The sequence below is a fragment of the Marinilactibacillus kalidii genome, from assembly GCF_017599325.1.
GTDB lineage: Bacteria > Bacillota > Bacilli > Lactobacillales > Carnobacteriaceae_A > Marinilactibacillus > Marinilactibacillus kalidii.
This window is the reverse complement of sequence record NZ_JAGFVM010000050.1, coordinates 15,567-41,964: the sequence shown is the minus strand read 5'-3', so window position 1 is coordinate 41,964 and position 26,398 is coordinate 15,567. Positions and strand designations below refer to the sequence as shown.

Below are 26,398 nucleotides of genomic sequence, written 5' to 3'. Positions count from 1 at the left end.
GAATTCGCTTCAGACAAGTTTTCTTTAGTTGTTGTTAAGTTATTGATCGTGTGATCTAAACGGTTTTGGTTCGCACCTAAGTTTGAACGTTGTTCAGATACTTGTTTGATCGCTTCGTCTATAACTTGAATCGCTTCTGTGTGATTTCCAGTTACTGCTGGATTTCCACCCTCTGCCGCTTTATCAACAACGCTAATATCAGAAAGCTTAGTAGCTGTTGTTCCTAAGTTAGCAGAATCCATTGCTGCGATGTTTACAGTCAAAGTATCATTAGCGCCTGTGTTTGATCCAATTTGTAATTTGAATGTTGATTTTCCATCTGCTGGAGATACTTGTCCATCCAATAAAGTTTTACCATTGAATTGAGTTGTACTAGCAATACGGTCTACTTCTTTATTTAATTCATTGATTTCTGATTGAATCGCAGATAAATCATCTTCACTGTTTGTTTCGTTACCCGCTTGAACAGAAAGATCACGCATACGGTTTAGAATTGAATGTGTTTCGTTCAATGCACCCTCTGCTGTTTGGATCAATGAGATCCCATCTTGAGCGTTACGAGTTGCTTGGTTCAAACCTGAGATTTGGTTTTTCATTTTCTCAGAGATTGAAAGACCTGCTGCATCGTCGCCTGCTTTGTTGATTCTTAATCCTGATGATAGTTTAGCTAATGAACCACTCTTTGCAGTATTTGCTTGTGACAAACGAGAGTATGTATTCATCGCTGCTGTATTTGTATTTATACGCATGTTGTTTTCCTCCATTTATAATTAGGTTAATTTCTTTCTAATTACATAATCGGTTTAATACAATATAAGTTAAGCACTAAATGAAAATAAAAAAGATAAATAAAGTGTTTACTATTCAAAGCGTTAATCGTCCTAAAATTGATCATGTTACCCTAATAATTGTAAAACGCCTTGAGGTAATTGATTCGCTTGTGCAAGCATAGCTGTTGACACTTGTGAGAAGATATTTGCTTTTGTAAAACTCATCATTTCATCAGCCATATCGACATCACGAATACGTGAATGGGCTTCTGATAAATTTTGCATGGTTGAGGATAAAGTATTACTCGTGTAGTTAAGACGATTTTGATGTGCACCTAAATTAGTGCGTTGCTTCGATATTTGCTCGATTGCTTCATCGATAACGCCAATAGCTGATGATTGAACAATATCGAGATTCGCTATTTTTGCATTCTTTTCACCTAGATGTGACGTACCCATCGCAGAAATTTTAATGGTAAGCGTTTCATCAGCATCTGAACCAATTTGAAAGGTAAAAGATGAAATATTTTTACAACCACAAGTTTTTACTGTACCGTCTAAAAGATTTTTACCATTAAATTGCGTCGTACGAGTTATGCGTTCAATTTCTTTTTTTAAATCGTCTACTTCTGATTGAATAGCTTTTAAGTCGTTGTTATTATACGTGTCATTGGCTGCTTGAATAGATAAATCACGCATTTTATTCAAAATAGAATGCATTTCGTTCAACCCTCCTTCTGCAGTCTGAATTAATGAAATACCATCTTGAACATTACGTAAAGCTTGGTTCGAACCTGAGATTCGATTTTTCATCTTTTCAGAAATCGAAAGTCCAGCTGCATCATCGATTGCTTGATTGATTCTTAGACCGGATGATAATTTTGTTAATGAACCCTTTTTCGATTGATTTGCCTTTGTTAAATGCGCGTATGTATTTATTGCTACGATATTTGAGTTTATTTTCATTTTGATTTATCTCCTTAATTCTTATTATGACAGCCATTTAAATATACATTAAGTAAGCTAAACGCCTCAAATGAAATGCCTCGAATTCGTTCCTTATAGAGTAGACTACTAGAATTAAAATCAAATAAAAAAAGCATCATCGAAAGAATCGACAACACTTTTTAATATCAATAGCTTTGAAACATTAGATTAGAATCAAAAAAATCATAACCTTATCTAATGTAATCTAATAAATTATTTTGTAGAATTTTTGTACCCATTTGTAATGAAGCTTCGTAAGAAACCATTTCCATTGAATACTTCATGTACGTTTCAGCTAAGTCTATATCTTGAGTATTTGAAAAAGTTGTTTTTAAATTCAAATATTCTGATTCATTACGATCTTTAGCAGCTACTAAACGATTTTGAGTGGCACCTATATCCGTACGCAAATTGATAATATTGTTCATTTGTTTATCAACAGTGCTCAATAAATCTCCACCTAATTGCTCAGTATCTCCACTATCAAGTGCTGTTAACAAATCATTAAAGAAAGTCCCTAGATCGCTACCATCTTCACCCGTTAACATCAACTTGCTACCGTCAGTTTTAAGTTCTATTGTAACGCCACGAGCGATTTCTTTAGACGTATTATCAGCTGTACCATTGTATGTGACTTTAGGAATCGCGCCATCAACTGACGCTTCTTTTGTAAAAGGTTTAGTAGTTGTATTATTCCCAGCAAAGATATAACGGCCACCGAAGCTTGTATTCAATGAATCCATTAAAGTATCGATCTCATTTTCGACTTCAGCTTTTATAGCCTGTCTATCTTGATCGTTGTAGGTGCCATTGGCAGCTTGTTGCGTTAAAGTATAAATTCTTTGAATAGATGTAGTCGCGTTACCCAAGGCAGAATCTTGTACGTTAGCAAAATCGATTGAATCATTGATTGTTGTTTTATATTCATCATTTTGCTTGATTTCGTTATTTAAGTCTAACACTTTAGAGACTTTTAATGGATCGTCACTTGGACGACTTACTTGTTGCATGGTGGAAAGTTGTTCCTGATAGGTATACACATTTTTCATATTATTATTTAAATTACGCATAAAGCTTTTTGACATAAGAGCATTCGTTACTCGCATCGGTTACACCCCAGTTCTGTTGATCAAGGTATCCAGCATGTCTGATAATGTCTGAAGGACTCTTGAATTGGCTTGGAAAGCACTTGAATATTTAATCATATCAACAACTTCATCATTCACATCTACACCAGAAACTGAATCACGACGTTGTTCCAATAAAGCCATCAAACCTTCTTGCGTATCTAACATATTATCAGACTGTTGTTTGATGATCCCCATATTCGTAACCATACCATTATACTTACTAAATAATGTAGAGCTATTTTGACCTGATGATATCGTCATTGTATCTTTTGAATACCAGTCCGTATTGATAGAGATTGGTGTGTTTTTCAAACTAGAAATCAATTGCGCTCTAGAACCGTCACCTGCTATGGTATTATTCATATCTTTACCTGTTACGACCAGATTATTGTCTTTTTTGATTTCTTGATTGACTTGAATCGTACTAGCAGCATTTTCTTGCGATACATCGAAGAAGGCTCTTCCTTCTCCATCATTACTATGAATCGTATTCACTGCTGTAGCAAAGCTAAATACAAATTCATTCAAATCTTCTTGCATGCCATCAATAACAGCGAGTGCTTCTTGTGTACCTTTTACATTACCAGATTCCAGTGTGATAGGTTTATAAGTCACATCAGTATCTACTCCTGATTTAACAACAAATTGTCCTAATTCAGCGGGATCTTCAAGAACTGTTCCATCTGATAATACAGCTTGTCCAGATTCACTTAAGCTAGTAACAGTCATGATTTCATTTCGTGTGTTTGCATTTAGTAAATTCTGTCCATCCATTGATACGAATGCACGATTATATTTATCTCTCTCAACTGTAATGTTTCCTTGGCTTGCCAATTTATTTACTAGTTGATCTTGTGTATCAAGCAAGTCGTTAGGTGCAAATCCTCTAACAGAAGCTTGCCAAATTTGTTGGTTTAGGTCTTCTAATTGTTTTAATGTAGAATTCGCATCTACTGCAGATTTTTCTAACCCTTGAACCGTATCTCTTTTTAAAGCTGCCATTGAATTAGACATATGCTTCACGGTATCGACAAAGGTTTCACTTGTTTGGACAAGCATTGTTTTTGAAGCTGCTTGTTCTGGATTAGAAGCCAAATATGTCCACGCATTGAAGACTTCAGAAATTTGATTGGCTAATCCTGTAGAAGAAGGTTCGTTAAATGTTGCTTCAAGCTGACCGATCGTATCCGAAAGGGCTTGATGGCGACCAGTTGTTGAATTTCCGTTCATTAATTGGTTCATAACAAACTGGTCTTGCATACGTGTGATGCTACCAACTTGAACGCCTGTTCCAACTTGTCCAACACCAGGTATGTTTTGAGCAACGTTTGTCTGTAAATTCACTCGTTGTCTAGAGTAACCTGGAGTGGTCATATTTGATACGTTATGACCGATCGTTTGAAGAGCATTTTGTTGTGCACGTAAACCACTTGTGGCTGTTCCTAATGTACCGAATAATCCTGACATATGTATGGGCTCCTTTATAAAGACTGATCTAAAAATGCAGTCTGACCAGATTTCTCAAATGTACCTTTTTTAGAGTAGGTATTTTTCTTTGTGACATTTTTTTGAATATTTGAAATGAGTTGTTCTGTAAAACTCAATGATTGTTCTGTAAGCATGATATTCGTTTCTTGTAGTTCTTTGATTTCCTTTGCTGCTTCAACTAACTCATCAATGTTGATCTCATTTTCGTCAAATGAAGCGAGTTCTAGCATAAGCGCCTCTTTTTCTGAAACGAGTTCAAGCAGTCTTTCACCATCATTATGGATTAAGACTGCTCGCTCTTCTAACAGTAAGGTTTTAAGATCTGACATCTTCGTTAAAACGATTGTTGTCTTAGACATGCTTCGTTACCCCTTTTGTGATTGAATCGTGCGAACAAGCTCTGAAGAGATTTTACTTGCATCTACTTCATACTCACCATTTTGTATGGCAGCTTTGATTGATTGAACTTTTTCAGAAAAAGCTGTTTTATCTGCATCGTGTAATGCTTGTGCTTCTTTAGAAATATTCACTTCTACATGTGATTGGCTTTTTGCAGTGCCTTCAGCTTTTGTTTGTTTAGTGGATTGACCAGATTTTGTTTGGTTTACAGCATTTACGTAATTTTTATGTTGGTTATTGATTTTCATCATGATCGCCTCTTTTTATATTATTTTTAGTTAGATTCAGCGTGTTATATCTTTAGACTTTATTATTGTCTTATACATTATTTACTATCGGCAGTCTTTTATTTTTATTAAGGCTATTTTTTAAGTTATTAACTTTTATAGTATAGCTTAAACCTAAAGATAATTAAAGTGGACAAAAAAAGACACGAACAAAAGTCCATGTCTGGTAACGCTAGATTAATTCAAATGATTGATTCGTTGTTCTTTACTTAATATATTTGTGATACGGATACCAAAGCTTTCATTGATGACCACGACTTCACCTTCGGCGATCAACTTACCATTAACATAAATTTCTAATGGTTGATCCGTCATTTTATCTAATTCAACAACTGATCCAGTGCCTAAAGATAAAATATCTTTGATTGTTTTTTTACTTTTTCCAAGTACAACACTGAAATCAAGTGGCACATCCATAATCAAATCCAGATTTCTTGGAGAAGATTTCGCGCCAGTTTGTTCAAGATCCTGGAATTGAGGTTTTTGTATATTAACAGGCTCTTGTGGTTTCGAAGCTCTAGGTGCTTCTGGTTCAGGAGCTGCTTGTCTTGGTGCTTCGTTAACAGCTTCTTCCTGTGTGCGTCCTTGAAGAACTTCTGCTTCATCGCCTAACATGATCTCAACGATCTCATTTGCTGTTTTCATTGGTAGAATTTGCATGATTTCACTTTCAAGTAAACCTTCAACACTTAAGTGGAAAGAAGTTTTGCACATAAGCTCACCATCAGTGAGATTATCTAACTTGGCTTCTTCAGGACTTTCCCACATTTCAACGATTGGCGGTAAGATATCTATTTTTTTGCTAAACATCGTTGCCATTGCTGTTGAAGCGGCTCCCATCATCTGATTCATCGCTTCTGCTACAGCACTTAATTCTAATTCTGTAAATTCTTTGTCTTCTACATCTTTGCCATCATTTCCCATCATTAAATCTGCAATAATCACTGCATCATTAACATCAATCATCAATACATTATTTCCGACTAATCCTTCTTTAAATCCGATTGTCGTTACAACTTTTGGTACTTCACATTGATCTACGACTTGCTGCAAAGTGATTCCTGATACCACAGGTGTTGTGATTTTGATTGAACGATTTAATAACTGAGAAAGAGTGGTAGCTGCTTGAGACATCGAGATGTTTCCAACTTCACCGAGAATATCTTTTGTATTCTGATTAATTTCATCAGAATAATCAGGTGTTGTTGGTTCATCGGGTTCGCTAGATGAAGCATTACCATTTAACATTGCATCGATTTCTTCTTGTGACAATTGACCGCTACTCATCTGTACTCTCTCCTCCCATAAATTTCATTACCTCTACTGCTAATTTATTTTCAACTATTCCTGGTTTCACCTTGTAATATGGTTTATCTTCAACATACATGGTTAATGGTTTGGATGTCTTTTCATTCAGTTGAATGATGTCTCCCTCTTCCATACCAAGGAAGTCTGAGATTTTCATGTTTGATTCGCCCAATAATACTTCCAGATTCAAAGGAACTTGATCAAGATTTTTGGTCATCTGTCCACGTTCTGAAGCATCAAACTCTTTTCCAGAATGGAACCAATTACGGAAACTGAGTTTATCTAAGATATCTTCAAAGAATATATATGGTACACACATATTAATAAACGTTTTTTGATCATCCAGTGTGACTGAGAATGTTACCAGTAAAACAGGTTCATTCGGAGACATTGTTTGTAGTAATTGCGGGTTGGTCTCAGTGTTTTCTAAACTGACCGTTAATTCTACTATATCTTTCCAAGCAGTTTCGAAAGAGCGAATAAACACTTTCGTAACATCTTCTAATATTGCACGTTCGATATCTGTGAAGCTATCTTTATCCGATGGGAAATCATCTTCGGATACGACATTATAGCCGCAGAGTAATTCGATCATCTGCAAACTAAAATGCGGATTGATTTCGATGATTTGCATTCCACTTAGTGGTTTGCTCTGATAGATACCCATCATGGTAAAACTAGGGACCGAATGAACAAACTCGTCGAACGAGACTTGCTCAATAGCCGCAATTTTAATATCCACGGGTTTTCTCAATTGGGTAGACAATAAATTGACTGCGATTTTTGCAAAGTCTTCGAATACCATTGTAATCGTTGATAAGTATTCTTTTGACAAACGAACGGGTCGACGAAAATCATACGGTTTGACTTTAGGGGAATCCAGTTCCTCTACCATTTGTTCTGTATCAATTTCGCCACTGTCCATTGCATCCAACAACGCATCAATTTCTTGTTGTGACAGGACTGTTTGGCTCATTATACTTCCTCTTTCTCCTTAAAGATCTGATCAAGTTCAATAATGCTAACGATACTGTCATAGACAGATAGATAGCCAGAAATCACAGAATCTTCTTCCCCGTTAGACTGCACCTCATCTTCTTCTACATCCGTAACACCGATTACAGGCCCAACTTTTAAGGCTATCGGGTTATCTTCTGTATGTACAATGATTGTATTCTTGTACCACTCATCGTCCGTAGAACTAGGTTCATTCAAGCGTTTATCAAGATCGACAAGTGTCATGACCTGTCCTCTCAAGTTAACAAGACCAACTGTCCAGTCCGGTGAATGCGGTACATTTGTCGTTGTAAGGGTTGTTGTAATTTCTTCTACTTTATCAGTTGAAAATCCATAGGTTCTTTCTCCAAGACGAAATACGATAACTTGCATCATTTCATCCCTCCTTATTATACATAGTATAAAGCGGTGTAGGTGTGACAATATTATGACTGCACAGCTTCACCGCTTTAATTATTTTACTGACTTGCTTTATCTAAGGCTTTAATAACACGTTCTGTATCGAAAGGTTTAACGATAAAATCAATTGCTCCTGCACGAATAGCGTCCATTACCATTGACTGTTGTCCCATTGCTGAACACATCAATACCACTGCGCTAGGGTCTAGTGCTTTAATTTCTTTTAGTGCTTCTACGCCATCTTTTTCTGGCATAGTGATATCCATTGTTACCAAGTCAGGTTTTGCTTCTTTGAATTTTTCAACAGCTTCTACACCATTTTGTGCCTCTGCTGCTACCTCATATCCGTTTTTTTCTAAAATATCTTTTAATTTAATTCGCATGAATGCTGCATCATCTACAATTAATACTCGTTTAGCCATTTTTAAATTTCTCCCTTCGATTCTATACGCCTAAGTGACGCAATAATAATTCTAACACACCAGGCTTGGGTACAAAATACAAACTTCCTTCAATTTTGTGTCCAAGACTATAAAATTCATTTTTTATGATAAAAATGTTCTGATCATATTGTTCTTGTTCCATATAAACACTGCTGACGATTGATCCAAACATATCTTCCAACATGATCGGTACAGTGGAAATGATCATTGTGTCAATCACTTTCATGACTGCTGTGATAAAAGAGTGAACCAGTATATTTACTAATTCTGAAATGGAAGAGTCTATCAACTCATCCGTTAGCTCTATACCTTCAGGCATAATCATACTAGCCAATTGATCAGCATCACTAGGATCAACAACGAATAAGAAAATTCCGTATTCTTCTTCGTCTCCTAGTGCATTCATCAAGACCGCTTTGACTACTTCTTCTTCGCCGCGTATCTTTTGAAAAACCTCATCGTAATCCATGATCTCAAGTGTCGGAACATCCATTTCTACTTTTCTGTCAATCAGTTTTGAAAGACTTGTTGCTGCATTTCCGCCGCCTATATTGACCAATTCTTGTAATGCATCTAAGCGGAGTAAAGAATCGTCTGGTGTCATATATTAACTTCCTTTCTATCCTTACAAATAGATGTTAAGTCAAGAATTAAGCTAATACTCCCGTCACCCATGATTGTGGCACCTAGGAATTGATTCATATCTCTAAGCTCTTTTCCTAGTTTTTTAATCACGATTTCTTTTTGTTGAACGAGCTCATCAACAATGAGTCCATGTTTTTCGTCACCGATTGAAACGATAATGATGTGTGAGTTTCGATCATCCGTTTCTTCCATATTTAATGCTCTTGTCAAACGAGTGATTGGAATGGTCGCTCCATCATAACGATAGACTTCTCTCTGATGAACTTGTACCGCTTCTTCTTCACTAAAGCGATTAACTTTATCAATGATCGCTTGAGGTACAGCAAAGGTTTCTCCACCTGATTTAACTAACAATGCTTGAATAATAGAAAGTGTTAACGGTAGGATGATTTTAAAGGTTGTTCCTTTACCTACTTCACTAATGGTTTCAATCGTGCCGTTTAAGCTAGCAATTTTTTGTTTAACGGCATCCATTCCTACGCCTCGTCCAGATATGCCGGTTACTTGAGCAGCAGTTGAAAATCCTGGGTGGAAAATCAGTTGTTGCAACTCCTCATCAGAAAGACCTGCTGTCGGAATCCCTTTTTTCTCCGCACTAGCTTTTAACATTTGCGGATTCAATCCCTTACCGTCATCACTTAAAGTCACAACGACTCGGTTACCTTCTGGATAAGCGGCCAACTTAACTGTTCCTTGTCTTGGCTTACCTAATTTTTCTCGTTCATCCGGCATTTCGATCCCATGATCCGCTGAATTTCTCAATAAGTGGATAATAGGCTCGCCAATTTCTGAGATAACTGTACGATCGAGTTCGGTATCTTCACCCTCTGTAACGAGTTGGATCTCTTTACCCAATTCATTGGCTAAATCCCGTAGCATTCTTGGGAATCGTTGTAATACAACGTTGAATGGTTGCATCCGTAATTGCAAAACAAGTTCCTGAAGTTCAGTTGTGATACGGCCAACTTCTGTCAGTGGCTCTGTTAGTTCGTGAATTTTTTGTTTTTCAGTCAAATCTTCCAGTCTTGTTCGATGAATAACCAGTTCCGAGACTAAATTCATGAACTGATCCAGTCTTGTTAAGTCGACTCGAATCGTTTGTTTAGAAATCGATTTTTTAGGTGCAGCTGATTTTTCTTGTTCTGTTGATGCTACATTCTCTTCTACTGTTGGTTCGATCGTTTCTTCTTCAGAAGCAGCGCTAGGTGTTTCAACGAGTACTTCTTTTTTGAATTGCTCGATCAAGACTTCTTCTATTTCACTTGTTTCAAGAATTTGTTCTTTTAACTCAGCTTCTCCTTGCTTACTGAGTAAAAGCAATTTGAAATGTTCTTCAAATTCTCCTTCTTCGATTTTATCTGCAGAAGGTTCAGTGTGAATAATGTCCCCTTCTTGTTCCAATTTATTAATGACAAGAAATGCTCTAGCTGCTTTCATAAAGCTTTCGTTATCAACTTTAACAGCGATCGCATATGCTTTATACCCTGATTGTTCAGCTTGTTCAATAACAGTCAAATCAGAGAGATCTAAGTTTGACAATTCTAAATTCATACCTTCTTCTTGAACAGGTGCTGGGGCTTCTTTAGGTACCTCAGTATTTCGATCTGAAACGGCTTCTAATCTAGAAACAAGTGTTGAAATATCTAATTCGTCACTTTCTCCTGCTCTAAGGGCTTCTACAATATCCGTTAACGTATCTAAGCAGTCAAAAATCAGAGAGACTGTTCCTGTATCAACTTTGGCTGTTCTTGATTTAAATAATTCAAATACGTTTTCCACTGAATGGGTGAGTTTTGCCATCGTATTATATCCCATTGTAGCGGCCATCCCTTTCAAGGTATGGGCTGCACGGAAAATAGAATCTATGATTTCAGTATCATCTGGGTTTTGTTCAAGTCTCAAGACTTCTTCGTTTAGTATCTCTAAGTTTGTGTCTGTTTCTTCAAAAAACAGGTCACGGTAGGCACTATTATCTTCCATACTCATTTCCTCCTACATTCTTGGTTATTCTATTTTTTCATAAATAAATGAAGCAACTTTTCTTAGGTTATATTTTTCTGGTTGATAAATCGTTTCTGTAGCACCAGTAAATAGTAGACCGCCTGTAACAAGTGATTCAGACATTTTTTTATAGATCTCATCTTTAACATCAGATTTAAAATAAATCGTAACATTTCTACAGACAATTGCGTGAAACCCTTTTTCATAACGATCTTGAACCAAGTCATGTTGCTTGAATTGAATTTTTCGTTTAACTGATTCTTGAATATAATAATAGCCATCTTTCAGTTCGAAGTAAGTTGCTTTATCTGTCAAAGAAACATTTTTCAATTCATTTTCTCGGTAATACCCTTTAGCTGCTCGATCTAGAATCGTACGATCGATATCCGTAGCAATGATTTTTTGCTGAAGCTTAATGTCATTTTTCTGAATGATCATCCCTAATGAATAAGGTTCAGCACCGATAGAACAAGCTGCACTCCAAATTTTCAATTCTTTGAATCTAGGTGATAAATGAGTATTCAACATTAATTCAAAATTCTCAAAAAGATCTTTGTTTCTAAAAAATTCCGTTACATTAATTGTGATATAATCCAAAAATTGTTTCTTGATTGCTTCATCTGTGGAAATGATTTTTGCATACTCTTCAAGAGTCGTTGAACCTGACTGTTTCATAATTGTGCCAATTCTACGTTGTAATTGTTTTTCTTTGTACGCGTCAAGGTTGATATTTAAATTACTAAGAACCCATTCGTAAAAGAAATCGAAATTTAAAGTCGCCATGTCATCATCCAATCATATTTTTTAGTATATTTCCAATATCATAAAGGCTCGCTACGTTGTCAGAATACCCTTTTTCTTCGACATTCCTTGGCATACCATAAATGACTGAGGTCTCCTGATTTTGCGTAATCATATATCCGCCGCTTTCTTTGATTGCTTTACTGCCTATTGCGCCGTCATTCCCCATCCCCGTCAGTACTACACCGACAAGATGGTGACCGTATTTGATTGCTGCAGTTTCGAATAGATAGTCGACTGCCGGCCGAACACCGTGAATCTTATCTTCTTCTGTCAGCAAGATACGATCTTTATCAATTAGCATATGTTTCCCACCAGGAGCGAGATAAACGGTATCCTTCTGAATTCTTTGTCCATCTTCCGCCTCCACGATCGTTAAGCCTGATAAAGCATCTAATCGTTTTGCAAAAGAAGTGGTGAAACCTTTAGGCATATGTTGGACAATAAAAATGGGAATACCAATCTTCGCTGGCAACTCACGTACGACTTCGACCAATGCCTTTGGTCCGCCAGTCGAAGCACCGATAACGATCGCTTCAACTGGCATCGTAAATTGGTGATTTGTAGCTTTTCTCACCGTACTCACACGTTCAATTGGTTTGGTTTTCGATTTCACAAATAAACGAATCTTTTTTTCTAGCATTTCTTGAAAAACAGTCCAGTCTTTATTTAACTCCTGTGGTCTTAATAGAAAATCCACTGCTCCGACTTCAAGTGCTTTCATTGTTGTTTCTTTTTTACTATCCGAAGAGCTTATCATAATTGCTGGAATATTATTTTTTTGAATTAATTTTTTTAGGTCACCTGTTTCGGTCAAATCTGCTACTTGTGCATCAATCGTGATCAGGTCTGGTAAAGGGCTTTTTAATTTTGCGACTGCGTCTTTACCACAGCTGACTAAACTGTGTACTGCTACCCCTTCAAATTCTTGGAGTGTATGACTCATAATTCTACGCATGAATGCCGAGTCATCAATGACCATTATTTTTATCGACATTGTCCAGCTTCCTTTACTCGTATACTTTTTGCACACCTTTACTTTATAAAATATGAAGCTCTCGATTAACCATTCGAACAGTTACTTCAAACGTTTCTAAATCCACAAACATTGAACGTCCCATTTTGCCGCCAGTATGATCTCCAAGAATCGGAATGCCTAAATCCTTCAATGCTTTTTCAACTGCTAGTGTATTTCTCTTACCAATTTGCATCGTATCGTTTTTGTTATTAAAAGAGAACATGCTAGAACCGCCTGCGATTTTAGCAACGATTTTTTTCTTTCCTGTCTTTTTTTTCAATTCATCGACAACTTTTGGAATAGCTAAATCTGCAAATTTTTCCCACTTAGTGGTATCTTTAAATCCTGTACTTTCAGGCAACATGATATGAATAAGTGCACCGGCTTTCGTAACTGGTTCGTGTAAAGCAATACCAATACAAGACCCTAAACCGATTGTAACGAGTTGGTTGGGTGATTCTGAGATTTTATAGTCTGATATACCCACTTTCACTTGTTCAGACATGGTGTTTTCCTCCGTTATTCTACTAAGCGATTACTTTAGTTTTGTATATTGTTGATAGCAAGTAGCGCTTGCATTTCTTCAGCCTGAGCTGCACTGAATAGTGCGTGAGGATTTAGAATAGGAACAATACCGTCTTTCGTCTGAACAAACGCTGAAATATATGACGTAGAAGCACCATCAACTTTTTGCGTTGTTTGTTCTTTCTCAGAAATCTGTTCATCACTATAACTTTCTACTGAAAGAACTTCATTTACTGTCAATCCAACTTTTTCTTCTTTCCAGTTGACCACAACTGTATCAGACTGATCATAACTTTCTAATCGTTGATTGAAGAATCGTTCGGATAAGTCAATCATTGGTACAATCGTACCTTCGATGTCTTGCATACCGATAACGTAAGAAGATACATCGGGGACGATCGTATAATTCTCTACATGTACAACTCTGTCTGTGTCAGCAATTGAAATGGCATAAACTTGCTCACCAACTCTAAATAATATATGTTTATTCATTTTTTTCCTCATTCCTTCTTGTTTCTCTATGTGAGTTCAGGCATATACCCTTGTTCATCTATTTCGGATTCTTCAACTGGTTTTGTACTGTTGATCTCAAAGCGTTCAGCAGATTTTTTAAGTGTCTCTGCAACATCTTCCAGCTTATTGATATGGGTAGAGAAATCTTCCATTGTTGCTAAAATTTCTTCAGCATTGGCAGAAACCTCTTCCGTGCCTGCAGAGTTTTCTTCAGCAGAAGCTGCTATATTTTCCAACTGTGAAACGACTTCATCTTTACTTTGATTAATAACAGATGAAGATTGCATCACTACAATCATACTCGCAACTAATTGCTCAAGTGAACTTGCAACATTTTCAGAAGCTGTTAAGGCTTCTTCAATTTTCTGTGTTTGTATTTCACTGCCTTGGTTCGTATCTTCTAAGTGTTCAACCATATCTGTAGATTTTCCTTGAACCATATGAATAATCTGTTGGATATCTTTAGAAGACTGGGCACTTTGTTCAGCTAAACTGCGTATCTCTTCAGCTACGACTGCGAAACCTCTTCCAGCTTCACCCGCACGTGCTGCTTCTATAGAAGCATTTAATGCAAGTAAGTTGGTTTTCTTAGCGATATTAGTAATCGCATTGACGATTCCTTCAATGTTTTGAATATCTCCATCTACTTCTTCGATTTGAGATTTGAGATCGTTCATTGTGGTTAATGTCGTTTTCCAATTGGTATCCACATCTTGTGTCGCAAAAATGTTGCTACCATTTAATACCATTGTTGTATCTGCGTGTTCGCCCATTTTTCCGACAGCATCATTGATTTCATTTAATGCTTGCGATAAATCATTCATTTGACTAGCAGTGGTTTCGGTATCTTGTGTTTGTGTGCTGGTTGCTTCAGCGACACCTGTAATCGTTTCTGCCACTTCTGCTGTTGCCTGTCTTGTTTGATCTGATAATTCTGTCAAAGAAGTAGCCATTTCTGAAACTTCAAAGCTATTTCCTTGAATGAAAGTAATCGTTTCTTCAAATGTACTCATCGTTTCATTGAAAGCTAGTCCAATTTGATGAATCTCATTACCTTTAGGATCTAAGTCTTCTTTCTGTGCCATCGCTTCTTTTGCTTTTTTCTTAGAAAGCTTTTGCGTAATAGCCGTAAATGGGTTATTACCAGCAACCATTGTTTTGAAATCCAATCGATACGTTAAATTTCCTCTACGAATTTCGTTGAACGATTTCATTAGGGTTACGGCAATGGAAATAATGATACCTGTTGCAAAATAAGAAATAAACGCTGCTAAGATGATCGTGAAGATTGTAATGATGAGCACCATTTTATTTAATGCACTAATTTCAGTGTTCATTTCATTCTCGGTCACCATTCCGAAAACTTTAAGCCCTAATGAACTTATATTTTCAAAATAAATCCCAAATTTGTTCTTATTGACTGTTTCGTCATAAACAAATCCGTTAGCATTATCTGCACTCACTTCGTTTGCTGATTGAAAAAATGGTGTATCCTTAAAATTTTGCCCAATAATACTTTCTTCAGGAGAAGCTAATAGCGTCCCATCATTGGTGAAAATTTGAATAGATCCCGTTTCGGCGATTTCTGCACTTCGTACGTCTGCTTTAATCGTTTCTAAATCGAGATCGACCGCCAAAACACCTATAACTTCTCTACCAGCAACTAGAGGTCTAGACACAGTCATTCTTGTTTTATTCTTTAATTCATATGGTTGAGACCATTGAAGACCATTCGCTTCAGTAGCGGCTGTCAACCAAGGTAAGGTTTCCGAAAGATTATCTGTATCATCAAGTGTAAGCGTTGATATATAGTCAGGATTATCTCCGGTTGATATATAATAAGCATCTGAAATGTAACGATTACCTGTCGAAATATATTGCAATTTCGAACTCAAATCAGACTTGGCTGCTTCGATTCCTGATGAAACCTGATTGAGTGTCGCGTCCATTGCGAGTCTTTCAATCGTAGATTCTGCTGCTAGAGCGGCGTTATCGATTGTCTTTACGACGTTCGTCGTAATCTGTCGCTCTTGCTCTTGTATTCGTTGCGTTAAAATGTGAGAAGTTTGTATGTATGAAAATAATAATGTAGCCAGAACAGGTAGTAACATCGCAATGGTCAACCCTAATGTCACAGGCCATCTCACACTCTTATGATCATTTTTTTTATCCGATTTTCTAGATTTGGAACGCTTCATTTTTGACCAATCTATCTTATTAAACTGTTTCTTGACCTTGTTTCTCTTTTCCATTAATTTATCAATCTCCTTTTTTAGTACTATATGTACTAGAATGAATATGTTTTGGATAATGATTTATCTGATTACTAGTACTATCGGCTATCTTCACGAAAAGTTTAGTTTGAATTCGAAATAAAAAGCTTCCTAAAGTCATAGTTTGAACAATATGTGAATAATTTACTCATAACGCAAAAAAATTTAATGACCTAATAAAAAAACTCGATTGAACGAAGGTACTTCGTTCAATCGAGTTAGCATTAATAACGATTCCATTTAGATTCTCTTTTAGCATAGCCCTCTACAAAGTAATGTTGTTTCTCTTCATCATAGAGCTGTCTTTCAATAATCGTTTCGTTTCTTAGTTGAACAAGCAAATCTCCTCGTGCATGAGAAACTTCTATTGAATAAGGAACCATTTCTTCTTTGATGCTTTTTTCGATCTGCGTATACAAAACGTCGAGGTCATATGGATCTTTAGCAGATATCAAAACGTTTGGGTAAAGGGTTGGTTGAAATTGACCATCTGTCAAATCCTTTTTATTGTATATCGTTAAGCGCGGAATAGATTCCATACCCAAATCTTTCAAAAGATCTAAAACAGTTTGTTCGTGCCCTTGAATGTTATCTTCTGAAGCATCCACTACATGCAGTAATAAATCGACTTCCTTAGATTCCTCAAGTGTTGACTGGAAGGACTCAATCAACTGAGTCGGTAGATCTTGAATAAAGCCTACCGTATCGGTCATCGTCGCTTTCAAGCCAGAAGGTAATTCTACTTGCCTTGTTAATGGGTCCAACGTTGCAAATAATTGATTTTTCTCATAAGTGCCCGTGTCCGTTGTAATATTTAGAACGGTTGATTTACCGGCATTTGTATATCCAATCAGGCCAATTTGAAAAACATTACTTTGTTTTCGTAATTCTCTACTACGTTCACGATGAGATTCGATTTTTTTTAGTTCTTGCTTGATATCTGTCACTTGTCTTTGAATATGTCGTCTATCTGTTTCTAGTTTCGTTTCACCGGGTCCTCTTGTTCCAATACCTGCACCTAGCCTAGACATGTTCACACCTTGACCAGCGAGCCTTGGCAATAAATAAGAAAGTTGCGCTAGCTGAACTTGCAATCGACCTTCTTTACTCTGAGCTCGTAAAGCAAAGATATCTAAAATCACTTGAATCCGATCAATTACTTTTGCTTCGACTTCTTCTTGAATGTTTCTGACATTTCTAGGCGAGAGCTCTTGGTTGAACACGATCGTCGAGGCTTCAACTTCTTCACTTAACTGTTTCAGCTCTGTCATTTTCCCTTTTCCAATAACCGTTTTAGTATCTTGGCGATCTCGCTTTTGAGTCAACTCTCCCACAACTTGTCCGCCCGCATTTTCAACGAGTTGCTTGAGTTCGTTTAATGAATACCTAAATTGACTGTCTGTTTCTTTAGTCTGTATGCCAACAATAACGACTTTTTCATATTCTTCTTCTTGTTTCATACCATCACGTCCTTAAAAATCTTTTTATTTCTTCATTTAATAGTTCGATTTGTGTAGGATATTCAACGAGATCCCACCAACTATTGATTTCCATACGATTTCGGAACCAAGTCAACTGTCTTTTTGCATATCTTCTTGACTGCTGTTTAATCGATTCTACACTACTTTCAAAAGTACCTAAACCTTCTATATAAGGTAACCATTCTTTATAGCCAATGCCTTTAACGCTTTGAGCATCTTTTGAAACTTCACGAAACAATCTGCTGGCTTCGTCAAATAACCCTTGCTCCACCATAAGATCAACACGCTGATTGATTCTCTGATACAATTTTTCTCTGTCCGTACTTAAGCCAATCATATAGGCATCATATAAAGGTGCTTTTTGTTGTTTCTCTTTTTGCAAAGAAGAAAACCGTTTGCCAGTTGTTTGAAAAACTTCTAGCGCTCGAATGACTCTTCGCACGTTGTTAGGATGAATAGTAGCGGCTGCTTCAGGATCAACTTCATTTAACGTTTCCCATACTACTTGCTTCCCTTCCATTTCAACTTTTTTCTCTAAGCTTTCACGATATTGTAGATCTGGCTTAGCTTCGCCGCCATGTGAGACATTATATAGAAGAGATTCAATATATAATCCTGTCCCACCAGCAATGATCGGTACTTTACCGCGACCAATAATTTCATCAATTTTTTCTGAAGCTAATGTTTTAAAATCAGAGACCGTGTACGGTTCTTCTGGCTCTACAACATCAATCAAATGATGAGGGATACGCTCACGCTCAGAAAGGGTCGCTTTCGCTGTTCCTATATCTAGGGTTTTATATACTTGCATAGCATCACCGCTGATGATCTCCCCACCAATTCGTTCTGCCAATTCAATACTTAAACTCGTTTTCCCAACTGCTGTCGGTCCAACGATGATGATTAATTTATCTTTCACTATTTCCCTCCATTAGACGTGGCCTTATTAGACAGTATAACATAGGAATAGAAGCAAATCTTAGTCGTTTGAATGAAAGAAAAAGGCAGCAACCTCAGTAGAAGTCACCGCCTAATTTTATTTTTTCACTTCTTTGTTTCTTAATTGTGTTTCTAATGCATGAAAGAATGCCTCACGATTAGAGACAACAAAAACATGTTCCGTACCTTGTTGGTCTCCGATAATCATTCGGTTAGGTATGAGTTTAAAAGAAGACCCTTTCCTTAATACATGAATGTCTTTTAAGGGAACTCTTGTGATATCGTAAGATGTATTAAATTTATGAGGTTTAAAATATACCGCACCGTTCGTTAAAACTATTTTACCACCCAAATAATTAAACCATGTCTTTTTCTTGTTAGCTCGTTTTTCGAGTATGATTGATTCTTCAGGTGGTAACGCTAAACCAATTGTCTTGTTTTCCATTTTACACACCTTCTCTATACATTCATTCATAATGAATTACAGCCTTATCTTAGAACTTCTAAGAAAGTTATACAACCATTGACACTTATGACTCAGATACGACATTAATCATTTAATAGATTCAGCACTTCATCTTTAGATAAACTCGTAATCGTCTTCTCGTTGCCTGTTTCAATTACATCATCAATCAACTCACGCTTTTTAGCCTGTAATTCATTGATTCTTTCTTCAATTGTTCCGGTCGCTATCAAACGAATGACCTGCACAGCATTTTTCTGTCCGTACCGGTGGACACGGTCAGCCGCTTGATCCTCAATAGCTGGGTTCCACCAAGAATCATACAAGATAACAGTATCGCCACCAGTTAAGTTTAGTCCCGTTCCCCCAGCTTTCAGAGAAATCAGGAATAAATCTTTTTCGCCCATGTTGAATCTAGTTGTTAGTTTTAGACGGTCTTCATTTTTCGTTTGTCCGTCTAAATAATGATAATCAACGTCTATTTTATCTAAACGTTCTCTTATGATACTTAGCATAGAAGTAAATTGTGAGAAGAGAACAACACGCTTGCCGTTCAAACGAGCTTCTTCTAAATATTCTAGTAAGCGTTCCAGTTTTGAAGAATCTCCTTCAAAGTCAGAAGAAATCAATGAAGGATCACAACAAATCTGTCTTAATCTGGTCATGCCAGCAAGCACACGTATACGATTCTTCTCAAACGTATTATCTTTGATCATGCCTTTAACTTCTTCACGAATCATCGTTAATTGTGATTGATAAATCCGTTTTTGCTCTGGAGATAAATCAATGTATTCAGTGGTTTCCGTTTTGGCTGGTAGATCACTTAATACATCTCGTTTTAGTCTTCTTAAGACAAAAGGCCTTATTTTGGAAGCGATTCTCGTTTGTGTTGTTTGTTTATACGCTTTTCTACTTTTGAATAATCCTGGCTGAACGATTGAGAATAGAGACCATAACTCACCAAGGTTATTTTCTATCGGTGTACCCGATAAGGCGAATTTCGTATCTGACTTCAAGTGTAAAACAGCTTGTGTCGTTTTGGCAGAACTATTTTTGACGTTTTGCGATTCATCCAAGATAATCGTTTTAAAATCATGATCTTTGTAAAGAACAAAGTCTCTTTGAATCAATGGATAACTTGTAATCAGCACTGGAATATTCTGTTCTGACGATTGCTCAATAGCGGCTTCTCTTTCTTCAATCGAACCTGCGATCAGCATCGTTTTAATTTCAGGTGCAAACTTCTGAAATTCATGTTGCCAGTTATAAAGAACACTTGACGGACAAATGATTAAATATTGTCCCCCTACTTCTTTCACTTTCGATAATAAGAAAGTAATCGTCTGTAGTGTCTTCCCTAATCCCATATCATCAGCTAATACGCCTCCGAAACCATAATGATCGAGTGATTTCAACCAATTAAATCCTGTTTTCTGGTACGGTCTTAGGTCAGCGTTCAATTGATCTGGAATCTCAAAATCAAGACTCTGCGGCTCAAGAAGCTGTTGCGTCAATTTTCTAAACTGGTTCCCTTTGTTAATGATCGCATCTTCAAGTACAGTCAATCCTTGGAATAATGGGACAGTCATTTCTTCCTTAATATCTTCAGTGTCTATATCCATCTTTTGAACTGTTTCATTTAACTGTTTGAATTTTTCTTCTCTTAAATTAAGAATTTTCCCATTAGATAAACGGTAATAATGCTTATTATTATTCAGCTGTCTAATCAACTCTTTTAAGTCATCCGCTTCGATATCTTCTGCTTCAAAGTTAATGTCAAGCAAATTAGAATTACGATTCAATTCAATGGATATCGAAGGAGCTGTTCTTGGCTCATAAACAAGTTGTTTCGCATTCGTAGACATGAAAATCTCAAACTGTTCCGCCAAGATAGGCAGACTTTCGTAAAGAAATTCACTCAACTCATCGAGAGAATCTAGCACCCAGTGACCGTCTTTTACAACAGCAGTACTCAAGCATTCATGTGCCAACCTTAATAAGCCATCTTCACGAATCAATTGTCTAATAACCACTTTTTCCATAGACTCTTCTATCGGTTCATCTTTAAGAGGGAAAATCGTTAGTTCCCCATATTTAAATACAGGACTGATCAATAACTGGTCATCTAGCGTATCAATATAGCACTGCGCTACAAGATCTTCTCGGTATACGGTTTGTTTAACTTCATCTTTGACATCAATCTCCAAGAAAGAAGATAATTGAGAAAGGACAGTTGAAGCAAACTCAGTTAAATCTCTAGAACGCATGACGAGTGGTGCTTTATTATTTTTATTAAAAACTTCCATTAAGTTACTTAGTAGTTTATACTGCTCAGACGTCAAAAAGAAGAATTCATGATTCCATTCTACAACGTTAGCACCACGGTGAAAATTCATTTCTAGCTCTTCAGTATCTTCTTCAGAAATAGAAAAATGGTAAAGCTGATCTTTCTTTTCTAATTGGAATTTCAATGGAAAACGTTCAAACGATTCAGTAATCAACAGCTTATCCAAATCACTCAACTTCATGAGATGCTTAGGTGGTCGCCCAAACCTCACAAAGCCGCCATCTGTTCTTTCCAAATTTTTCAAGACTAATTTCAAACTTCTCGAAGGAATTTCTATATCACTCTTGTTCTGATAAGAATTTGTATAGCCAACAGGCGTGGCTGATCGAACAAGTTGATAAACATCATAAAGCACTTCGAGCATTTTACGATCTGCTGGATTTAGTCCATGCTGGTAAGGGTCATACGTAAAATTCTTACCGAATTCATAAGGACGGCCTTCTAGTATTTCAGAAATGACATGTGGAATATTTTTAACGACATAGAGTCTGTCTAAACCGACTTTCATGAATAGATCATAAGCATAGGCATAACCCGTTCCACTAATATTCAATATAAACTCAAATTTTAATGATTGATTTCGATAATCATTTGTTTGTCTTGAAATTTCTTGTTTAGATACTTGAATCAGTTGCTTTAATGCTTCTTCACTTTTTTTGTAGGAGAACATCGGCTCTTTTAATGCTGCTCCTGGATTCGAACGGATTGCTTTTTTCAAATCATCTTGTTGGACGAGATTAGCTTGTAGCATACTAGCTACAACATGCTTGCAAGCACCCGAATGTTTTTCGAATGGCACGCATGTACAATGATATTTTTTTGCTACGCCGTTTGGATAAAATCTTAGATTGATTTGCTCGTTTTTGTGATCTTCCACTGTAAAAGTCAAGGTACTTTCCTTATCATTCACCGAAACAAGTTTTACTGCCTGATCGGTTGAAAGTTTAACACCCTCAGCAAATACATTGGTATTGGTCGCGAGACTTTTAACTGTACTTTCCGGAAAAAATTGCTTTTTGAACATGCATGTCATCCTTTTAACCATTTTGAACGGTATTTATTTAAATAAAATCGTTTAACTGTGCTTACCTTTAACCATCTTTTTATTATACCAAACATTTCCTCTACTTGTAACACATTAGATAAAGAGATAAACTAATTTTACAGAAATCGTAAAAAAGGAGTCCAACATGGCAAAAAAAATTATCGAACCAACTATTCCAGATCATCTACCTGTAGGAGATTTCGAGGCACTGATCGATTATGAAGATCCTATACTAGAAAATGTACTTATTGAAAATTGTACGATTCAACTAAATTCTGTAAGAAATGTTGAGTTTAAAAATATGGTTTTCAGAAATGTGCAATTCGATTTTATCAATATCCCAAATGCTTATTTTAAAGATGTATTATTTGATCATTGTCAATGCATTAATGCAGAGATAAATGAGTCAGCACTTAAACAAGTTTCTTTTCAGCATTGCAGAATGAATGGTGTCTCTTTTGGTGATAGCTTTCTAGAGGATGTTCAATTCAATCAATGCGTTTTAGATTTAGCTGGCTTTGCTTATGCTAAGCATAAAAACGTTCGCTTCGATACTTGTCGGTTAAGAGAAGCAGACTTTTATGAAAACAAATTAAAAAATATGCAATTCGATCATTCTGAAATGACTGGTGTTCGCTTCTCAAACACTTCATTAAAAGGTGTAAATCTCAGAACGTCTACCTTTGAGAAAATAGTCGTCGATACAGAAAATATACGTGGCGCAATCGTCAATAGTGAACAAGCGCTAGGCTTTTTACAATTACTTGGGCTTGTCATTAAAGATTAGCGATTAAAAAGGATCAAAGAAACAGGTTCTCACTGTCTCATTGATCCTTTTCTATTAAATCGTTTTGAATAGTTTTACATCATGTGGTTCAATCATTAACTTAGTAGTATCCTGAACAGCTATTTGATTTTTCGACCAGATCTCTTCGAGCTGTTTAGCAGGATACTCAAGTAAGTCATTAGTATTCAGTTCTACGTTTCTCGTTTCGTCATTCAAGTTGAAAACGGCTATCCATTCGTGCGCTTCCGTTTTACTATACCAGATAACGATATCATCTGTTCTAGATACTTCATAACCCCCATGTCCCAATTCAATCAGCTCTTGCAAGTCTTTATTTTGAAGTAGCGACAAGGTCCAATCGTCATTATCTGGTAGATGCCCTCCGAACATTAATGGTGATTTAAATATCGACCAAAGTGACATCATAGATTTTTGCTCAGCTTTAGTAAAGCGAGTCATTCTATCTCCGCCACCACCATCTAAAGATCTCACACCAATATGACCTAACGGCAACATATCACAATCTGGCCAGTTTCCTGGTCTAACGAATGGAGACCATTTAGCACTCTTTTCAAACATTTCATAAAGCTGCCACCAATTATCCCAGTAATCATCCGTCAAGCGCCACATATTAGCGTGATTGTGAAGAAAACTACCATGTTCTAAAGATGCTGGTCCCGGTGATAAACTGAGTACGATTTCTCTACCCGACTCATCAATGACCTCTCTAATAAGCGCAATCTCATCAATATGACCACCATATAATTTCGAATCAGCAATGTCGTCGATTTTCAAGAAATCCACGCCCCATGAAGCATAAAGTTCTATTAAAGAAGCATAGTATTCTTTTGCCCCCGGTTTGCTTGTATCAACCCCATACATGTCCGTATTCCATGGAGAGATAGAATTTGGTTTTGCAATATCTCTAGCTGTATAAGTTGAATTTTTGATTGGTGTATTTTGATGAACAGCTTGTCTTGGAATCCCTCTCATAATATGGATACCAAATTTCAAGCCAAGCGAGTGAATGTACTCTCCAAGTTCTTTGAACCCAGCTCCTTCCTTAGCAGAAGGGAAACGATTGACAGCTGGTATCAATCTAGAATATTCATCCATTTCAAGATCTGTAAAAGGATGATAAACAGAAGAATCCGCATTGGGTTCATACCATTGGATATCGACCACGACATATTCCCATCCATAATCTAGTAAATGTTCTGCCATATATGCAGCGTTTTGACGGACATCCTCTTCCGTGACAGCAGCTCCAAAGCAGTCCCAGCTATTCCACCCTTTTGGTGGAGTCTGTGCCCATGTTCTAAATGCTTTCATTAAGAAACTCCTTATAGTCTATTATTTTTTCCCTATCCAAACACTCATCTCACCAACCGAACGATTAGCCCATAAATGATAAGGGATAAAGGTTAAGTCTTTTTCAGTATAGCTTGGTTGACGATATGGTCGATAAAGCGTATTTTCCCATTCATCATCAATGACTTGTTTTTCACCTTCGGCTTTAAGTGCAACAAAGTCACCAAGAACCGGGTCTGTCCTCTTCTCAGCAAAGACAACTTCTTTGATTTTATTCAAGTGCAAATCGTTTCCGTTATCTTCTTCTTCAAGACAGTAAACAAATGGGCCTCTTTGTAAAGCGACTTTTCCTAAATCGTCTCTTACTTTAGGATTTGCTTGGTGCATGATAACAGGGATAGAGAATGTAACGGTTAGCTTTGTCTTACCAGAGACATTTACTAAGGCATACCCATCTTCGATAGTATACTCAATCGTTTCTGTTTCATTTTTGATACTTAAATCATCCACCCATGTAGGTATGCGAATGCCCGCTACAAAATCAGATGGAGCATCTAATGAAATCTCTATAGAACCTTCTTCTTCAAAAGATACGACTTGTTCTACGTCAATTTTATGATCATTCAAGTCAACTGTACCAGTATGATCCATAAATAGATTAATATACAATTTATCAGACGTTGTGTCGTAAAGGTATTGCTCTAACGATGTCAATGTTCGAGCAATATTCGGCGGACAACAAGCACATCCAAACCAAGATGGTCTAGTCGCTTTTACATGACTCTTAGCTGGATCATATTGACTGGATTCTGGCTTGACTTCTAGTGGATTGACATAAAAGAAATGTTTTCCATCTAAAGCCATTCCGCTTATTACTGAGTTGTAGAGTGCACGCTCAAGAACATGTGCATATTCGGCATCTACTTCGTTTTTCATCATCGCTTTGGCAAAAAACATCAATCCGATAGCTGCACAAGTTTCGCAATACATCGTGTCGTTAGGAAGATCAAAATCAAACGTAAAGGCTTCTCCGTTAACGGTTGATCCTACGCCACCAGTGATATACATTCTCTTCTTCACAATGTTTTTCCATATTTTTTTAGCTGCTTTAAAAAGTTTATCGTTTTTAGTATGATAAGCGACATCGGCCATAGCCGCAGCCATGTAGACTAATCTCACAGCGTGTCCCACTGCTTCTGTTTGTTCAGTTACTGGTTTATGAGATTGATGGTAAACATTATTGATAATAATGGAGTCGCGATTATCTAATCCTCGTGCAAGATTTTCTTCCATCTGCTTTTTAAAGAAATCAGGATCTTGACCACGAACTTCAAGGAACCATTCACTTAATTTCAAATAAGATTCATCTTTTGTAACTTCGTATAACTTAACCAAAGCCAGTTCGATTTCTTGATGACCATCAGCACCATTGATTTTACCTTCTTCAGGTCCAAAATGAGTTTGGGTACATTCAACATATTTCTTAACAACTTCAATTAAGCGATCATCATCAGTCGCAAGATAATGTGCAACAGCAGCTTCAATTAAATGGCCGGCACAATAAAGTTCATGACTCTCAAATAATCTTCGGAATTTAAGTTGAGGTGCATCGATTTGATAAAACGTACTGAGATAGCCGTCATCTTCTTGCGCATCTTGAATGAGATCAATTACTTCATCCATCATTTGTTTCAAATGTTCATCTTTGGTTATTTTATAGACATTTGCAGCTGACTCAAGCCATTTGTACACATCTGAATCTTGAAATAACCAGCCGTAATGATGCCCTTCTGAGCGACCAGCAGCGATTCTAAAGTTTTCGATCGCATGACTTTTCTCGGATGGAATACTTGCGTCATCACGTTCTTTGTCAATTTTGATATCTTCTTGATCATGTAATACATTCCACTGGAATGGAATCATTTCAGTTTTGATTAAATCGATATAACGCTTCCAAAATTCGTCATTAATTGTTATTGTTGAATCTAACATACTTTATTCCTCCGATTAAAATGAATTAT

At 36.7% G+C, this 26,398-nt stretch carries 24 protein-coding genes; 1 reads left to right on the top strand and 23 read right to left on the bottom strand.

Going from position 1 to position 26,398, the window contains the following annotated elements:
• The 21 genes from J5J05_RS11915 to J5J05_RS11815 form a co-directional block, all read right to left on the bottom strand.
• Positions 1 to 749 (bottom strand): flagellin N-terminal helical domain-containing protein (locus J5J05_RS11915; protein ID WP_208560890.1); only part of this gene is annotated, 749 nt, incomplete at its 3' end.
• A gap of 147 nt (positions 750 to 896) precedes the next feature.
• A complete protein-coding gene (locus J5J05_RS11910) occupies positions 897 to 1,736 on the bottom strand; it encodes a flagellin N-terminal helical domain-containing protein (protein ID WP_208560889.1) in 840 nt (279 codons plus the stop codon).
• Between the two features lie 212 nt (positions 1,737 to 1,948).
• The gene (gene flgL / locus J5J05_RS11905) at positions 1,949 to 2,863 is read right to left on the bottom strand and encodes a flagellar hook-associated protein FlgL (RefSeq protein WP_208560888.1); all 915 of its coding nucleotides are present in this window, start codon (positions 2,861 to 2,863) and stop codon (positions 1,949 to 1,951) included.
• A gap of 3 nt (positions 2,864 to 2,866) precedes the next feature.
• Positions 2,867 to 4,354, bottom strand: coding sequence for a flagellar hook-associated protein FlgK (gene flgK / locus J5J05_RS11900; protein WP_208560887.1), 1,488 nt, complete (start codon positions 4,352 to 4,354; stop codon positions 2,867 to 2,869).
• Between the two features lie 14 nt (positions 4,355 to 4,368).
• Positions 4,369 to 4,734: a flagellar export chaperone FlgN gene (gene flgN, locus J5J05_RS11895; RefSeq protein WP_208560886.1), complete on the bottom strand. Its 366-nt coding sequence runs from the start codon at positions 4,732 to 4,734 to the stop codon at positions 4,369 to 4,371.
• A gap of 6 nt (positions 4,735 to 4,740) precedes the next feature.
• Positions 4,741 to 5,025, bottom strand: coding sequence for a flagellar biosynthesis anti-sigma factor FlgM (flgM, locus tag J5J05_RS11890; RefSeq protein WP_208560885.1), 285 nt, complete (start codon positions 5,023 to 5,025; stop codon positions 4,741 to 4,743).
• A gap of 213 nt (positions 5,026 to 5,238) precedes the next feature.
• A complete protein-coding gene (gene fliY / locus J5J05_RS11885; protein WP_208560884.1) occupies positions 5,239 to 6,348 on the bottom strand; it encodes a flagellar motor switch phosphatase FliY in 1,110 nt (369 codons plus the stop codon).
• Positions 6,341 to 7,345, bottom strand: a complete 1,005-nt coding sequence (gene fliM, locus J5J05_RS11880; RefSeq protein ID WP_208560883.1) for a flagellar motor switch protein FliM — start codon at positions 7,343 to 7,345, stop codon at positions 6,341 to 6,343. The genes fliY and fliM overlap by 8 nt, the downstream gene beginning before the upstream one ends.
• Positions 7,345 to 7,761, bottom strand: coding sequence for a chemotaxis protein CheW (locus tag J5J05_RS11875; protein WP_208560882.1), 417 nt, complete (start codon positions 7,759 to 7,761; stop codon positions 7,345 to 7,347). Before J5J05_RS11875 ends, fliM begins: the two co-directional genes overlap by 1 nt.
• 83 nt (positions 7,762 to 7,844) lie before the next feature.
• Positions 7,845 to 8,207: a response regulator gene (locus tag J5J05_RS11870; RefSeq protein WP_208560881.1), complete on the bottom strand. Its 363-nt coding sequence runs from the start codon at positions 8,205 to 8,207 to the stop codon at positions 7,845 to 7,847.
• Between the two features lie 22 nt (positions 8,208 to 8,229).
• Positions 8,230 to 8,832 (bottom strand): chemotaxis protein CheC, encoded by a 603-nt coding sequence (locus J5J05_RS11865; RefSeq protein WP_208560880.1) that lies wholly within the window; start codon positions 8,830 to 8,832, stop codon positions 8,230 to 8,232.
• Positions 8,829 to 10,853, bottom strand: a complete 2,025-nt coding sequence (locus J5J05_RS11860) for a chemotaxis protein CheA (RefSeq protein ID WP_208560879.1) — start codon at positions 10,851 to 10,853, stop codon at positions 8,829 to 8,831. The genes J5J05_RS11865 and J5J05_RS11860 overlap by 4 nt, the downstream gene beginning before the upstream one ends.
• Positions 10,854 to 10,877: 24 nt before the next feature.
• On the bottom strand, positions 10,878 to 11,657 hold the full coding sequence (locus J5J05_RS11855) for a CheR family methyltransferase (RefSeq protein WP_208560878.1): 780 nt from the start codon (positions 11,655 to 11,657) through the stop codon (positions 10,878 to 10,880).
• A 4-nt stretch (positions 11,658 to 11,661) separates the two neighbouring features.
• Positions 11,662 to 12,672, bottom strand: a complete 1,011-nt coding sequence (gene cheB / locus J5J05_RS11850) for a chemotaxis-specific protein-glutamate methyltransferase CheB (RefSeq protein WP_208560877.1) — start codon at positions 12,670 to 12,672, stop codon at positions 11,662 to 11,664.
• Between the two features lie 43 nt (positions 12,673 to 12,715).
• Positions 12,716 to 13,198 carry a chemotaxis protein CheD gene (locus tag J5J05_RS11845; RefSeq protein ID WP_208560876.1) on the bottom strand — a complete coding sequence of 161 codons (483 nt, stop codon included), beginning with the start codon at positions 13,196 to 13,198 and terminating at the stop codon, positions 12,716 to 12,718.
• A 35-nt stretch (positions 13,199 to 13,233) separates the two neighbouring features.
• Positions 13,234 to 13,710, bottom strand: a complete 477-nt coding sequence (locus J5J05_RS11840; RefSeq protein WP_208560875.1) for a chemotaxis protein CheW — start codon at positions 13,708 to 13,710, stop codon at positions 13,234 to 13,236.
• 26 nt (positions 13,711 to 13,736) lie between these two features.
• A complete protein-coding gene (locus J5J05_RS11835) occupies positions 13,737 to 15,983 on the bottom strand; it encodes a methyl-accepting chemotaxis protein (protein WP_208560874.1) in 2,247 nt (748 codons plus the stop codon).
• A gap of 245 nt (positions 15,984 to 16,228) precedes the next feature.
• Complete coding sequence (gene hflX / locus J5J05_RS11830; RefSeq protein WP_208560873.1) at positions 16,229 to 17,464, bottom strand: GTPase HflX; 1,236 nt, start codon at positions 17,462 to 17,464, stop codon at positions 16,229 to 16,231.
• A gap of 4 nt (positions 17,465 to 17,468) precedes the next feature.
• Positions 17,469 to 18,404, bottom strand: a complete 936-nt coding sequence (gene miaA, locus J5J05_RS11825; protein ID WP_208560872.1) for a tRNA (adenosine(37)-N6)-dimethylallyltransferase MiaA — start codon at positions 18,402 to 18,404, stop codon at positions 17,469 to 17,471.
• Between the two features lie 117 nt (positions 18,405 to 18,521).
• Positions 18,522 to 18,869 (bottom strand): GRAM domain-containing protein, encoded by a 348-nt coding sequence (locus J5J05_RS11820; RefSeq protein ID WP_208560871.1) that lies wholly within the window; start codon positions 18,867 to 18,869, stop codon positions 18,522 to 18,524.
• 104 nt (positions 18,870 to 18,973) lie between these two features.
• A complete protein-coding gene (locus J5J05_RS11815; protein WP_208560870.1) occupies positions 18,974 to 22,258 on the bottom strand; it encodes a DEAD/DEAH box helicase in 3,285 nt (1,094 codons plus the stop codon).
• A gap of 166 nt (positions 22,259 to 22,424) precedes the next feature.
• Between J5J05_RS11815 and J5J05_RS11810 the strand changes: the two genes are divergently transcribed.
• On the top strand, positions 22,425 to 23,066 hold the full coding sequence (locus tag J5J05_RS11810) for a pentapeptide repeat-containing protein (protein WP_208560869.1): 642 nt from the start codon (positions 22,425 to 22,427) through the stop codon (positions 23,064 to 23,066).
• A 54-nt stretch (positions 23,067 to 23,120) separates the two neighbouring features.
• On the opposite strand, the gene J5J05_RS11805 is transcribed toward J5J05_RS11810, so the two are convergent.
• Both J5J05_RS11805 and J5J05_RS11800 read right to left on the bottom strand, forming a co-directional pair.
• Positions 23,121 to 24,398, bottom strand: coding sequence for a glycoside hydrolase family 27 protein (locus tag J5J05_RS11805; RefSeq protein ID WP_208560868.1), 1,278 nt, complete (start codon positions 24,396 to 24,398; stop codon positions 23,121 to 23,123).
• 21 nt (positions 24,399 to 24,419) lie between these two features.
• Positions 24,420 to 26,369, bottom strand: coding sequence for a glycoside hydrolase family 127 protein (locus tag J5J05_RS11800; protein WP_208560867.1), 1,950 nt, complete (start codon positions 26,367 to 26,369; stop codon positions 24,420 to 24,422).
• Positions 26,370 to 26,398 lie beyond the last annotated feature (29 nt).